Annotated in this window: 12 protein-coding genes; 10 read left to right on the top strand and 2 right to left on the bottom strand. The window is 55.0% G+C overall.

All coding sequences use genetic code 11. The annotated features are described in order from the left end of the window. The first annotated feature begins 39 nt into the window (after positions 1 to 39). From P2R09_RS16270 to P2R09_RS16225, 10 genes are all read left to right on the top strand, one after another. Positions 40 to 1,209, top strand: coding sequence for a bifunctional tRNA (adenosine(37)-C2)-methyltransferase TrmG/ribosomal RNA large subunit methyltransferase RlmN (locus tag P2R09_RS16270; protein WP_003848686.1), 1,170 nt, complete (start codon positions 40 to 42; stop codon positions 1,207 to 1,209). A gap of 80 nt (positions 1,210 to 1,289) precedes the next feature. Beyond that, positions 1,290 to 2,024, top strand: a complete 735-nt coding sequence (gene pilW, locus P2R09_RS16265) for a type IV pilus biogenesis/stability protein PilW (RefSeq protein WP_275771257.1) — start codon at positions 1,290 to 1,292, stop codon at positions 2,022 to 2,024. Then, positions 2,014 to 3,033, top strand: a complete 1,020-nt coding sequence (gene rodZ / locus P2R09_RS16260; RefSeq protein ID WP_275771255.1) for a cytoskeleton protein RodZ — start codon at positions 2,014 to 2,016, stop codon at positions 3,031 to 3,033. The genes pilW and rodZ overlap by 11 nt, the downstream gene beginning before the upstream one ends. A 37-nt stretch (positions 3,034 to 3,070) precedes the next feature. After that, positions 3,071 to 4,192, top strand: coding sequence for a flavodoxin-dependent (E)-4-hydroxy-3-methylbut-2-enyl-diphosphate synthase (gene ispG, locus P2R09_RS16255; protein WP_003848692.1), 1,122 nt, complete (start codon positions 3,071 to 3,073; stop codon positions 4,190 to 4,192). Positions 4,193 to 4,297: 105 nt separating this feature from the next. Beyond that, on the top strand, positions 4,298 to 5,572 hold the full coding sequence (gene hisS / locus P2R09_RS16250; RefSeq protein WP_003848694.1) for a histidine--tRNA ligase: 1,275 nt from the start codon (positions 4,298 to 4,300) through the stop codon (positions 5,570 to 5,572). A gap of 39 nt (positions 5,573 to 5,611) precedes the next feature. Next, positions 5,612 to 6,229, top strand: coding sequence for a YfgM family protein (locus P2R09_RS16245; RefSeq protein ID WP_275771252.1), 618 nt, complete (start codon positions 5,612 to 5,614; stop codon positions 6,227 to 6,229). Between the two features lie 19 nt (positions 6,230 to 6,248). Then, positions 6,249 to 7,430 (top strand): outer membrane protein assembly factor BamB, encoded by a 1,182-nt coding sequence (gene bamB, locus P2R09_RS16240; RefSeq protein ID WP_003848699.1) that lies wholly within the window; start codon positions 6,249 to 6,251, stop codon positions 7,428 to 7,430. 174 nt (positions 7,431 to 7,604) lie between these two features. Continuing rightward, positions 7,605 to 9,095 (top strand): ribosome biogenesis GTPase Der, encoded by a 1,491-nt coding sequence (der, locus tag P2R09_RS16235; protein ID WP_008926703.1) that lies wholly within the window; start codon positions 7,605 to 7,607, stop codon positions 9,093 to 9,095. Positions 9,096 to 9,157: 62 nt separating this feature from the next. Further along, positions 9,158 to 9,379, top strand: a complete 222-nt coding sequence (locus P2R09_RS16230; protein WP_275771248.1) for a zinc ribbon domain-containing protein — start codon at positions 9,158 to 9,160, stop codon at positions 9,377 to 9,379. Between the two features lie 312 nt (positions 9,380 to 9,691). Further along, positions 9,692 to 12,133 carry a glucose/quinate/shikimate family membrane-bound PQQ-dependent dehydrogenase gene (locus tag P2R09_RS16225; protein WP_275771246.1) on the top strand — a complete coding sequence of 814 codons (2,442 nt, stop codon included), beginning with the start codon at positions 9,692 to 9,694 and terminating at the stop codon, positions 12,131 to 12,133. 40 nt (positions 12,134 to 12,173) lie between these two features. Here P2R09_RS16225 and P2R09_RS16220 read toward each other — a convergent pair whose 3' ends face one another. Next, entirely contained in the window at positions 12,174 to 12,506 is a 333-nt protein-coding gene (locus P2R09_RS16220; protein WP_275771244.1) for a protealysin inhibitor emfourin, read from the bottom strand. Then, the gene (locus tag P2R09_RS16215) at positions 12,503 to 13,516 is read right to left on the bottom strand and encodes a M4 family metallopeptidase (RefSeq protein ID WP_275771242.1); all 1,014 of its coding nucleotides are present in this window, start codon (positions 13,514 to 13,516) and stop codon (positions 12,503 to 12,505) included. The genes P2R09_RS16220 and P2R09_RS16215 overlap by 4 nt, the downstream gene beginning before the upstream one ends. Between the last annotated feature and the right edge of the window lie 32 nt (positions 13,517 to 13,548).

Genomic DNA, 13,548 nt, shown 5'->3' with positions numbered 1-13,548 from the left:
ACAGCGCCATAACGTGTAACAACGAGGCCAGAGAATATTATGTCCGAACAGATTGAGACGTCCGCGTCCGCTTCCCCCATTGTCGTTTCTCCCAAAAGCCAGAAAATAAACCTGCTGGATCTCAACCGTCAGCAGATGCGGGAATTCTTCCTGTCGCTGGGCGAGAAGCCTTTCCGCGCCGATCAGGTCATGAAGTGGATTTATCACTACTGCTGTGATGACTTCGAGCAGATGACCGACATCAACAAAAAGCTGCGTAACCGGCTGATGGAGCTGACGGAAATCCGCGCGCCAGAAGTGGCGGAAGAGATGCGCTCCACCGACGGCACCATTAAATGGGCTATCCGCGTGGGCGACCAGCTGGTGGAAACGGTCTATATCCCGGAAGGCGATCGCGCCACGCTGTGTGTCTCTTCACAGGTGGGGTGTGCGCTGGAGTGTAAATTCTGTTCGACCGCACAGCAGGGCTTTAACCGTAACCTGCGGGTGTCAGAAATTATTGGTCAGGTGTGGCGTGCGGCGAAAATTGTCGGCGCAGCCAAAATCACCGGCCAGCGTCCTATCACCAACGTGGTGATGATGGGTATGGGCGAGCCACTGCTCAACCTCAATAACGTGGTTCCGGCGATGGAGATCATGCTGGATGACTTCGGTTTTGGTCTGTCGAAGCGTCGCGTAACCCTCTCCACCTCAGGCGTCGTGCCTGCGCTGGATAAACTGGGTGATATGATCGACGTGGCGCTGGCGATCTCGCTGCATGCAGCAAACGACAAGCTGCGTGATGACATCGTGCCGATCAACAAAAAGTACAACATCGAAACCTTCCTGGCCGCAGTTAAGCGTTACATCGCTAAATCCAACGCCAACCAGGGACGCGTGACCATTGAGTACGTCCTGCTGGATCACGTCAATGACAGCACTGATGATGCGCATGAACTTGCCGCATTACTGAAAGAAACACCGTGCAAAATCAACCTGATTCCGTGGAACCCCTTCCCGGGCGCGCCTTATGGCCGTAGCTCTAACAGCCGTATCGATCGTTTCTCCAAAGTTTTGATGGACTATGGTTTTACCACCATCGTGCGTAAAACCCGTGGTGACGACATTGATGCCGCCTGCGGTCAGTTAGCCGGCGAAGTCATTGACCGTACCAAGCGGACGATGCGCATCAAAATGGCGGGTGAAGCCATATCTGTGAAGCCTCTCTAGAAGGTTGAAATCGCGCGTTTTCTGACGTGATGACCCGTGGCAGGCTGCAGCCTGTCAACGTCAAACGGAGGGAAACGATTATGCGTAATGGATTACCTGCAGTGTTGCTGGCGCTGTTTGTTGTAAGCGGGTGTGTCAGCCAGCCGCGTGAACCCGGTGCAGAAGAGGTGCGCCTGCAGTTAGGGATGCACTATCTGGCCAGTGGCGACGCTGCCGCGGCTGAGCGAAACTTTCTACGGGCACAGGCCGCTGCGCCACAGGATTACCGGGTCTCGCTTGCGCTGGCACGGCTGGCACTGAAGCAGGGTAATCAGACAGTGGCGCAGGCACGGTTTATATTGGCACAGCAGCAGGCGCCGGATAATGGTTTTGTTGCTAACAATTACGGTGCGTTTCTCTGCGCTTTAAGGCAGTATGACGAAGCGCATCAACAGTTTAGTCGGGCAAGCGCAGCACAGCAGTTTGATGCTCGCAATGACGCGCTTGAACTGGCAGGTTTTTGTTATCTGCAGGCTGGCGATGTTGCTGCTGCCCGCAGGGCGTTACGTCAGGCCATTGATGCTGACAGGCGTAAAGCTGACTCGCTGCTGTCTGAAGCTGAAAAGCAGCTGGCAGATAACCATCTGTCGAAGGCGCAGGTTTTGCTTGGTGTTTACCAGCAACAGCTGCCTGAAACAGCACGAAGTCTGGCGTTACACTTACGTTTCGCCGCGCTACAGGGAAATGCCGCTGACGTTTCACGTTATGGCGACCGGTTAGCGCGACGTTTTCCGCAATCGATACAGTACCAGCGTTATTTAGCTAATGAATACTGAAGCCACTCAAGAAAACTCTGCATTACAATCAACAGGTGAACGCCTGCGTCTGGCCCGTGAGCAGATGGGGCTGACGCAGCAGAACGTCGCTGAACGCCTGTGCCTGAAACTTTCTACCGTGCGTGACATCGAGGAGGACAAATCACCTGCTGATTTAGCTTCCACGTTCCTGCGCGGCTACATTCGCTCTTACGCGCGTCTGGTGCATATTCCTGAAGAGGAACTGCTGCCGATGATGGCGAAGCAGACACCGATTCGGTCTTCAAAGATTGAGCCGATGCAAAGTTTTTCACTGGGCAAACGCCGCAAGAAACGCGACGGCTGGTTAATGATTTTTACCTGGCTGGTGGTGTTTGTGGTCGTGGGGCTGACAGGCGCCTGGTGGTGGCAGAACCATAAAGCGTCTCAGGACGATCTGGTGCCGATGACCGACCAGAGCAGTAGCAGCGGTGATAATGGTCAGTCGATTCCGCTGGGTGAAAGCAGCGGTGATAGCGCGGCACCTGCCGCGCCTGACGAAAGCAATACCACCACGACCAGTAACAGCGGCGCAGCCAGTGCGCCGGCGAGTGCGGCCCCGGCCGCCACCGCCAGCAATAGCGCGACCACCGCCCAGCCGGACAACACCAGCAATGCTGTAGTGTCGCCGAGCCAGGCGCCAGTGGACAACTCAGCGGCTGCTCCAGCAGCCACGACGCCGACAACCAGCGCGGCACCTCCGCTGCCCGTCGGTGCAGCTGCGGTCAATGAGCCGGCTGCTGACCCTAATGCGGTGGTCATGACCTTCAACGCCGACTGCTGGCTGGAAGTCAGTGACGCGACCGGCAAAAAACTGTTCAGCGGCATTCAGCGTAGTGGTGGTAAACTCAGCCTCGCAGGAACGCCTCCGTATCGTCTGAAAATTGGCGCGCCTCGTGCGGTTCAGGTGCAATATCAGAATCAGCCCGTTGATTTAAGTCGTTTTATCCGTAATAACCAGGTTGCTCGCCTGACGTTGGGTGCGCAATAACAGCGTATCGCGTACCGGGCAATTGTGGAGAAGAAATATGCATAACGAAGCACCCATTATCCGCCGTAAATCCAAACGCATTTACGTCGGCAAGGTGCCGGTCGGTGACGGCGCGCCAATCGCTGTTCAGTCGATGACCAACACCCGCACCACTGACGTGGAAGCGACGGTAAATCAGATCAAAGCCCTTGAGCGAGTCGGTGTCGACATCGTTCGTATCTCGGTGCCTACCATGGATGCCGCAGAAGCATTCAGACTGATCAAACAGCAGGTGAATGTCCCCCTGGTTGCAGATATTCATTTTGACTACCGCATCGCCCTGAAAGTCGCCGAGTATGGCGTCGACTGCCTGCGCATCAATCCCGGTAATATCGGGAACAATGAGCGCATCCGTATGGTGGTCGACTGCGCACGCGACAACAATATTCCGATTCGAATTGGCGTGAACGCCGGTTCACTGGAAAAAGATCTGCAGGAAAAGTATGGCGAGCCGACGCCGCAGGCGTTGCTGGAATCAGCCATGCGCCATGTCGATCATCTTGACCGTCTTAACTTCGATCAATTCAAAGTCAGCGTAAAAGCCTCTGACGTCTTCCTCGCCGTTGAATCTTATCGCCTGCTGGCGAAACAGATCGAACAGCCTCTGCATCTCGGCATCACCGAAGCGGGTGGCGCACGCGCAGGCGCAGTAAAATCTGCGATTGGACTCGGCCTGTTACTTTCAGAAGGGATCGGCGATACGCTGCGTATCTCGCTGGCGGCCGACCCGGTTGAAGAAGTCAAAGTCGGTTTCGATATCCTGAAATCACTGCGCATTCGCTCTCGCGGGATCAACTTCATCGCCTGTCCAACCTGTTCACGTCAGGAATTTGACGTTATCGGCACGGTCAACGCGCTGGAGCAGCGTCTGGAAGATCTGATCACCCCAATGGATGTCTCCATTATCGGCTGTGTCGTCAACGGACCGGGTGAAGCGACCCTCTCTACGCTGGGCGTGACCGGCGGCAGCAAGAAGAGTGGTTTCTACGAAGATGGCGTGCGTCAGCGCGATCGTCTCGACAACAATGACATGATCGATCAGCTGGAAGCGCGCATTCGCGCCAAAGCGTCGATGCTGGATGCCAGCCGCCGTATTGATGTGCAGCATCTGGAAAAATAATGGCGCGCGCGGTCTGCGTGCGTGACTTTTTTGACTGAACCTGTGCGGTTTCATCCTCATAAGGTATGATGCCGGACAGGTTTTTTTGCATTAAGAGATTCTAACGTGGCGAAGAATATTCAGGCGATTCGCGGGATGAACGACTACCTGCCTGCGGATACTGCCCTCTGGCAACGGATTGAAGGCGTTCTCAAGCAGACGCTGGCGAGCTACGGTTACAGCGAAATTCGCTTACCGCTGGTAGAGCAAACCCCACTGTTTAAGCGCGCCATCGGTGAAGTCACCGACGTGGTTGAAAAAGAGATGTATACCTTTGACGATCGCAACGGTGAAAGCCTGACGCTGCGTCCGGAAGGCACGGCAGGCTGTGTGCGAGCCGGTATCGAACACGGTTTACTCTACAACCAGGAACAGCGTCTGTGGTACATGGGTCCCATGTTCCGCTATGAGCGTCCGCAGAAAGGCCGCTATCGTCAGTTCTATCAGATTGGCGTCGAAGTCTTTGGTCTGCAGGGACCCGACATCGATGCTGAACTGATCATGCTGAATGCCCGCTGGTGGAAAGCCCTGGGTATCTCTGAGCACGTTCGCCTTGAACTTAACTCTATCGGTTCGCTGGAAGCGCGTGCTCACTACCGTGATGCGCTGGTCGCCTTCCTTGAACAGCACAAAGAGGTGCTGGACGAGGATTGCAAACGCCGCATGTACAGCAATCCGATGCGTGTTCTCGACAGTAAAAATCCCGACGTTCAGCAACTGCTGAATGATGCGCCACAGCTTGGCGACTATCTGGATGATGAATCACGTGAACATTTCAGCGGCCTGTGTGCCTTGCTGGATGATGCCGGGATCAGCTACACCGTCAATCAGCGTCTGGTGCGCGGTCTGGATTACTACAACCGCACCGTGATTGAGTGGGTGACGGATAGCCTGGGTTCACAGGGCACGGTATGCGGCGGCGGTCGCTATGATGGCCTGGTTGAGCAGCTCGGTGGTCGCGCGACACCTGCCGTTGGCTTTGCTATGGGCATGGAGCGTCTGGTATTGCTGGTTCAGGCAGTTAATCCTGAATTTGAACCGACGAGCAATGTGGATGTCTATGTTATCGCTTCAGGTCAGGGCGTGCAGTCTGCTGCGATGCAGCTGGCTGAGAAATTGCGTGATGAAGCGCCTGAACTGAGGCTGATGACCAACTTTGGCGGCGGCAACTTCAAGAAGCAATTCGCCCGTGCTGACAAGTGGGGCGCGCGCGTTGCCCTGGTGTTAGGCGAGGATGAAGTTAAAGCCGGTCAGGTCGTGATTAAAGATCTGCGCCGTGGCGAGCAGCAAACACTGGATCAGGCAGAGGCTGCTGCTGTATTGCGTACGCTGCTACAGTAAGCGTGACACAGCACCAACCATAGAAAGGAGAGGGATTGCGTGGAAGTGTATAGCAATGAAAACGAGCAGACCGACGCGCTGCGCAACTTTTTTGCCAGCAATGGCAAAGCGTTAGCCATTGGCGTAGTGATCGGCATTGCTGCGCTGGGTGGCTGGCGTTACTGGAGCAGTCATCAGGATGATACGGCGAAATCGGTATCCGCACAGTATCAGCAGCTGACCAGCGCCATGCAGGCAGGCAAGCCGGAAACGCTGGAAGCGGTAAACCGTTTTGCCAGTGAAAACAGCAACACTTACGGTGCACTGGCCGCGATGGATCTGGCGAAGCAGTACGTTGACGCCGGTCAGCTTGATAACGCGGCATCACTGCTGCAAAACGGCCTGAAAGATACCAAAGATGCCAATCTGCAGGCGGTGATTAACCTGCGCCTGGCACGCATTCAACTGCAACAGAATCAAGCGGATGCGGCGCTTAAAACCCTTGACGGTGTGAAGGGTGATGGCTGGACAGCCATTGTGGCCGATATTCGCGGCGAAGCGCTGCTGACCAAAGGCGACAAGCAGGGCGCGCGCGATGCCTGGAGTAAAGGGGTTGAATCTGACGCCTCTCCGGCATTGAAGCAAATGATGCAGATGAAGATGAATAACTTAAGCTAAGCCAGTCAAGAGAGAGCGCATGGAATTACGTAAATACCTGCTGCCGGGACTGATTTCAGTCACTTTGCTCAGCGGTTGTTCGCTGTTTAGCGGCGAAGAAGATGTAGTAAAAATGGCCCCGTTGCCGAAGGTCGAAAACCAGTTCACGCCACAGAAAGTGTGGAGCACCTCGGTCGGTGACGGTGTGGGTGATTTCTACTCAAATCTGCATCCTGCCTGGCAGGATAATACGGTTTACGCTGCCGACCGCTTTGGTATCGTCAAAGCACTGGATGCCGCAGACGGTAAAGAAAAGTGGAAAGTCGATCTCTCTGAGAAAACCGGCTTCTTCTCGAAAAATATTTCAGCCCTGCTATCAGGTGGCCTGACGGCTGATGGCGACCGCATTTATGTTGGCAGCGAACGCGGCCAGGTTTTTGCCCTGAACAGCAGCGATGGTAGCGTGGCCTGGCAGACGAAAGTCGCCGGTGAAGCGCTATCACGTCCGGTGGTCAGCGATGGTCTGGTGCTGATTCATACCAGCAACGGCATGTTGCAGGGACTGGATCAGAGCAGCGGTGTGGTGAAGTGGAGCGTCAACCTGGATATGCCAGCACTGTCTCTGCGCGGTGAATCTGCGCCGGCTGTGGCCTTTGGCGGCGCAATTGTCGGTGGCGACAACGGCCGTGTCAGTGCCGTGGCAATGAACCAGGGACAGCTGATCTGGCAGCAGCGTATTTCTCAGGTCAGCGGTGCCACAGAGATTGACCGTCTTAATGACGTCGATACCACACCGGTTATCGTTAACGGCGTCGTTTATGCACTGGCCTACAATGGCAATCTGTCGGCGCTGGATCTGCGTTCAGGTCAGATTTTGTGGAAACGCGAAATCGGCGGTGTGAAGGATCTGATTGTTGATGCCGGCCGTATCTATCTGGTCGATCAGGACGATCGTGTGATCGCTCTTAACACTGACGGCGGTGTTGCCATCTGGCGTCAAAGCGATCTGCTGCATCGCAACCTGACTTCACCGGTGCTCTACAACGGTTATCTGATAGTCGGTGACAGCGAAGGCTATCTGCACTGGCTGAACACCACGGATGGACGTTTTGTGGCGCAGCAGGAACTGGATAGCTCAGGCTTCCAGACCGAGCCGGTGGTCGCCAGCGACAAGTTGCTGATCCAGTCCAAAGACGGTGAGGTTTATGCGATTACCCGTTAATGGGTAAACGTCTGGCAGGTGAAATCCTCCGTTCCGACGGCTCCTGATTTAATCAGGGGCCGTTTCGTTTTTAGTCAGGCATGGTATTCTTTGCGCCTTAAGCCTGAACTTAACGGCCAGAGCCGTTATAATCTCGCCATTCGGGCGATTAATTTTTTATTGAGGCATTTTGTTATGGTACCTGTGGTCGCGCTGGTTGGGCGTCCCAATGTGGGAAAATCTACGCTATTCAACCGTTTAACACGCACACGTGATGCGCTGGTAGCGGATTTTCCTGGACTGACTCGCGATCGCAAATATGGTCGCGCCGAAGTGGAAGGGCGCGAATTTATTGTTATTGATACCGGTGGTATCGACGGCACCGAAGAGGGTGTTGAAACGCGGATGGCTGAACAGTCACTGCTGGCGATCGAAGAAGCCGATGTTGTGCTGTTTATGGTGGATGCCCGTGCGGGCATGATGGCCGCCGATCAGCAAATTGCGAAGCATCTCCGTTCCCGTCAGAAAGCGACCTTCCTGGTGGCAAACAAAACTGACGGAATGGATCCGGATCAGGCGATTGTTGACTTCTATTCACTGGGTCTGGGCGAAATCCACGCCATTGCGGCCTCGCATGGTCGTGGTGTGAGCAGCCTGATTGAAGAGGCGCTGCTGCCGTGGATGGAAAAAGTTGAAGCGGTCGAGCTTACGGAAGAAGAAGAGAACCAGGCTTACTGGGCTGCTTTAGAAGCTGACGAGATTGCTGAGCAGGAAGCCGCAGAGGAAGAAGAAAACTTCGACCCGACGGGCCTGCCGATCAAACTGGCTATCGTTGGTCGTCCAAACGTAGGTAAGTCAACGCTTACCAACCGCATTCTCGGTGAAGACCGCGTGGTGGTCTACGATATGCCGGGCACCACCCGCGACAGCATCTATATTCCGATGGAGCGCGATGGACGTGAATACGTTCTGATCGACACCGCCGGTGTCCGTAAGCGTGCCAAAATCTCTGACACTGTAGAGAAATTCTCGGTGATCAAGACGCTGCAGGCGATTGAAGATGCCAACGTGGTGATGCTGGTGATTGATGCGCATGCCGGTATTTCCGATCAGGATCTCTCACTGCTTGGCTTCATTCTCAACAGTGGTCGCTCGCTGGTGATTGTGGTCAACAAATGGGATGGCCTGTCGCAGGAAGTGCGTGATGAAGTGAAAGAGACGCTGGACTTCCGTCTGGGCTTTATCGATTTCGCCCGTATCCACTTTATCTCTGCGCTGCACGGCAGCGGCGTGGGTAATCTGTTCGAGTCGATCACTGAAGCTTATGACTGCTCGACCCGACGCGTAAATACCTCGCTGCTGACACGCATCATGAACATGGCTGCAGACGATCACCAGCCGCCGCTGGTACGCGGTCGCCGCGTTAAGCTGAAATACGCGCATGCCGGTGGTTATAACCCGCCTATCGTAGTGATCCACGGTAATCAGGTGAAGGATCTGCCCGATTCTTACAAACGCTATCTGATGAACTACTTCCGTAAATCACTGAACGTGATGGGAACGCCAATTCGTATTCAGTTCAAAGAGGGTGATAACCCTTATGAAGGCAAACGTAACCTGCTGACGCCAACGCAGCAGCGTAAACGTAAACGTCTGATGGCGCATATGAAAAAGAATAAGCGTTAACAAAATGAGGGCCATCTGGCCCTCTTTTTTTTGCTCTGAACTCATCAGGCAGGGAGAAGAAAATGATGGTGATGTGTGATAAATGTCAGCAACCGCTGTCGCTCAGCAACGGTGAAATTATCTGCAGTGCCTGTGGTGCGCATTATCCCGCGAAACCCTGTTGCCCTGAGTGTCACCAGCCGCTTGACGTACTCAAAGCCTGCGGCGCAGTGGACTACTTTTGCCGCAATGGACATGGTCTGATCTCCCGCAAGCGCGTACTGTTCCAGCCGCCAGGTCACTAACGCCGCTTTCAGCTACGCTTAATCTGTCTGAGAATCCACCGCGACGCCCGGCCCTTTTTGTAGCAAAAATGCTATTGCGCCGTAACAAACCGGTTAGATATGTTCACTCTGTAACGTACCAGGTGGTACAATCCTGCCGCGTCGTGGGAGGGGTCAGCCACATCAGTGCTCTTCCGGCCCACAGATTCTCACGGACGCGGGTCTGTTTATATTCGATTTGAAACCGAGCGATGCTCCACGCGCACCTGTTAACGCGCCGGAGTCCGGATGGCCTCTGTCCGGGCGCTCTGTTTATTCAGGAGAGTAAGTGTTATGGCTGAAACATCCTCCCGCTCCGGAAAGGGGCTGGGAATAGCATCCATGCTGCTCGGACTGGTGCTGCTTGCCACCGGTCTGTTTTTTGCAATTGGCGGCGGTAAACTGGTTGCCCTGGGCGGCAGTTGGTACTTTTTAATTGCGGGTATTGTTACTGTCCTCTCCGCAATCCAGTTCTTCCGTCGCAAATCTTCGGCAGTGGTTCTGTTCCTGCTGGTCTTTGCTGGCACCCTGATCTGGTCGCTATTTGACGCAGGTCTGGATTTCTGGCCACTGGTCTCGCGTCTGATGGTTCCAGCCGGACTGACGCTGCTGGCTTTCCTGATCTGGCCTTCACTGCGTAAGCACGAAGGTAAGCACTCACTGGCGAAACCTTCTTACGCGTTCGCGGCAGTGCTGGCGGCAGGCATGGTGGCAACACTGGTGCAGATGTTCCAGCCTCATCCTACCGTTGCGGCTACGGGCGAAGAGTTACCGTTGATCCCGGTAGACAAAGCGAAACAACAGAAAGACTGGGATAACTACGGCAACACTCCTCAGGGCAGCCGCTTTGTGGCACTCGATCAAATCACCCGCGACAACGTGAAAGATCTGCAGGTCGCGTGGACCTTCCGCACGGGTGATACCCCAGTCAGCCCGACCGGTAACGGCGCAGAAGATCAGCAGACGCCATTACAGATTGGCAATACCCTTTATCTCTGTACGCCGCATAACAACGTGATCGCCGTTGAAGCCAACACGGGTAAGCAGATCTGGAAACGTGAAATCAACGCCCAGGCTGAAGTCTGGCCGCGCTGCCGTGGTCTGGCTTACTTTGATGCAACCAAACCGCTGCAACAGCCTGATAAACCGGGATCATCACCTGTTCCGGCCGCTGTCCTGCCAGCCGGTGACAGCTGTCAGCGTCGTATTCTGATGAATACCATCGATGCGCGTCTGATTGCGATCAACGCCGATAACGGTGAGTTCTGTGAAGACTTTGGTAATCACGGCATCGTAGATCTTAAAGCGGGCCTGGGTCAGGCACCGGACCCACAATATCAGCTGACATCTGCGCCAACGCTGGCCGGTACTACCGTTGTGGTGGGTGGCCGTGTTGCAGATAACGTACAGACCGATATGCCTGGTGGTGTGTTACGTGGTTTTGACGTGATTACTGGCAAAATGCGCTGGGCGTTTGACCCAGGCAATGTTGACCCGAATGCGATACTGATGCCGGGCAAAGATTATACCCGCAGTACGCCAAACTCATGGGCGCCGATGTCATACGACCCGGCAATGAACACCGTTTTCATTCCAATGGGCAGTTCGTCAGTTGACCTCTGGGGTGCGAACCGTACCGCGCTGGATCACAAATATGGCGCATCGGTGCTGGCGCTGGATGCCACCACCGGTAAAGAGAAGTGGGTCTATCAGACCGTACATAACGATCTGTGGGACTTTGACCTGCCGATGCAGCCAAGCCTGATCGACTTCCCGCAAAAAGATGGCAGCACCACGCCAGCGGTGGTGATTGGCGGCAAAACGGGCATGATCTTCGTGCTTGACCGTATGACCGGTAAGCCGCTGACCAAAGTCGAAGAACTGCCGATGCCGCAGGGTCATATCCCGAACGAGCAGTACACCAAAACGCAGCCACACTCGATCGGTATGCCGCAGATCGGCAACCAGACGCTGAAAGAGTCTGACATGTGGGGTGCCACGCCGTTTGACCAGCTGGCTTGCCGTATTGGTTTCAAATCGATGCGCTATGACGGTCTGTTCACCGTACCAGACACTGACAAGTCTCTGAGCTTCCCGGGTTCACTGGGTGGGATGAACTGGGGCAGCATGTCGATCGATCCGAACAATCACCTGTTGTTCGTCAATGACATGCGTCTGGGCCTGTGGGTTCAGATGATCCCGGCGGATACCAATAAAACGGCGCGCGGCAGCAACGGTGGCGAAGCGATCAATACCGGTATGGGTGCGGTTCCGCTGAAAGGCACGCCTTATGCTGTGAATAAGAACCGCTTTATGTCACCGCTGGGCATCCCTTGTCAGAAACCGCCATTTGGTACGCTGTCGGCGATTGATCTGAAAACACAGAAAATCGTCTGGCAGGTGCCGGTCGGCACGGTGCAGGATACCGGTCCGTTTGGTATTAAAATGCGCGTGAAAATGCCGATTGGTATGCCAACACTGGGTGGGACGCTGGCAACGCAGGGTGGCCTGGTGTTCATCGCCGGTACACAGGATTACTACCTGCGCGCCTTTGATGCATCAACCGGTAAAGAAGTGTGGAAAGCACGTCTGCCGGTGGGCAGTCAGGGCGGCCCAATGAGCTACGTCTCACCGAAAGATGGTAAGCAGTACATCCTGATCTCGGCAGGTGGCGCACGTCAGTCACCGGACCGTGGTGATTACGTGATTGCGTACGCGTTGCCAGACAGCAAGTAACAACGCATAACGAGAAGGGCCGACATTGTCGGCCCTTTTTTTATTTGCCGTCGCGCCACAGCGCCTGCAACTCAGCTGGTGCCACCTGTTCCGGAATCAGCAACACAATGGTGCCCACCTCGCGGCGGGTGGCATACTGAATCTGGATGCGGAAATAGCGCTGATCGCCACTGCCCACCTGCGCAGCTTTTTCCTCGGGTTCGCCCAGCGGCATTGCCTGCTCCAGCGCATGACAGACGCGCTCTTTTTCCGGTGCCGGCAGCTCACCCAGCATAAAACGACGTTCGGCGCGCAGCCCCGGAATAAAGGCCATGCCGCCTTCACGCGCGACGATGATGGTGGCATCATCAGTGAGTTCAGGCAGGTCACTCATAGCACGCCAACCTCCTTCCACGCCTGTTCAATAGCACTGCTGACCGACGCGTCGAACCGTTTTTTACCATGCTCAATGGTGAAGCGGGCAAAGGTCTTAAAGTCCGCATTCTGTGGCAGTTCGTCGTCACACACGGTGTCGTACCAGGCATATCCCGCCTGTTCCCATGCATAACCGCCCAGTGCTTTAGCCGCCAGATAAAAGGCCCGGTTAGGAATGCCGGAGTTAATATGAACCCCACCATTATCTTCACGGGTCTTCACGAAGTGATCCATGTGGTCCGGTTGCGGATCTTTGCCCAGCATCGGATCATCGTAGGCAGTGCCAGGTTCAGACATCGATCGCAAACCACGCCCGTTAATTCCTTTTGCCAGCAGACCTTCACCGATGATCCAGTCGCCCTCGTCGGCGCGCTGTTTTTTACTGAACTGTTTCACCAGCGAGCCAAAGACATCCGACAGCGACTCGTTCAGCGCGCCAGACTGCTCAAAGTAGATTAACCCGGCTTCGTTTTCAGTGACGCCATGCGCCAGCTCGTGCGCCACCACGTCAATCGGAATGGTGAAGCGATTGAAGATTTCGCCGTCACCATCACCAAATACCATCTGCTGGCCGTTCCAGAAAGCGTTCTGGTATTTCTCACCGTAGTGCACGGTACCCAGCAATTTCAGCCCCTGATTATCCAGCGAGTTACGCTGATAAGCCTGCCAGAAGAAGTCATAGGTTACGCCAAGATAGTCCCAGGCTTCTTCTGCAGCCACGTCGTCATTGCCGGGCTGACCTTCCTGACGAATCAGTTTACCCGGCAGCGTTTGCTGACTTTGCGCATCATAAATTTCACGATCCACATGACCACCCGCCGCGGTTTTTACGCCGGTCGGCTTTTGCCAGTGTTCCGCCATGAGGTGCTGAACGTGAGTCAGGGTGCGACGCGCCTGCTCCTGCTGGTGACCGGAACCGTGTGCGATGATTTTGCGAAGGATATAGGGAGGAATAACGCAGTAAGCCATCTGGAACTCCTTGGCATCATGAATGTACCAAA

Source organism: Pantoea sp. Cr_R13, assembly GCF_029222565.1.
Taxonomy (GTDB): domain Bacteria; phylum Pseudomonadota; class Gammaproteobacteria; order Enterobacterales; family Enterobacteriaceae; genus Pantoea; species Pantoea eucalypti.
This window is presented reverse-complemented; position numbering and strand designations above follow the sequence as displayed.

Coding starts and splice junctions, on each gene's coding strand:
- P2R09_RS16270 (WP_003848686.1), top strand. CDS start 40: ATGTCCGAACAGATTGAGACGTCCGCGTCCGCTTCCCCCATTGTCGTT.
- pilW (WP_275771257.1), top strand. CDS start 1,290: ATGCGTAATGGATTACCTGCAGTGTTGCTGGCGCTGTTTGTTGTAAGC.
- rodZ (WP_275771255.1), top strand. CDS start 2,014: ATGAATACTGAAGCCACTCAAGAAAACTCTGCATTACAATCAACAGGT.
- ispG (WP_003848692.1), top strand. CDS start 3,071: ATGCATAACGAAGCACCCATTATCCGCCGTAAATCCAAACGCATTTAC.
- bamB (WP_003848699.1), top strand. CDS start 6,249: ATGGAATTACGTAAATACCTGCTGCCGGGACTGATTTCAGTCACTTTG.
- der (WP_008926703.1), top strand. CDS start 7,605: ATGGTACCTGTGGTCGCGCTGGTTGGGCGTCCCAATGTGGGAAAATCT.
- P2R09_RS16230 (WP_275771248.1), top strand. CDS start 9,158: ATGATGGTGATGTGTGATAAATGTCAGCAACCGCTGTCGCTCAGCAAC.
- P2R09_RS16225 (WP_275771246.1), top strand. CDS start 9,692: ATGGCTGAAACATCCTCCCGCTCCGGAAAGGGGCTGGGAATAGCATCC.
- P2R09_RS16220 (WP_275771244.1), bottom strand. CDS start 12,506: ATGAGTGACCTGCCTGAACTCACTGATGATGCCACCATCATCGTCGCG.
- P2R09_RS16215 (WP_275771242.1), bottom strand. CDS start 13,516: ATGGCTTACTGCGTTATTCCTCCCTATATCCTTCGCAAAATCATCGCA.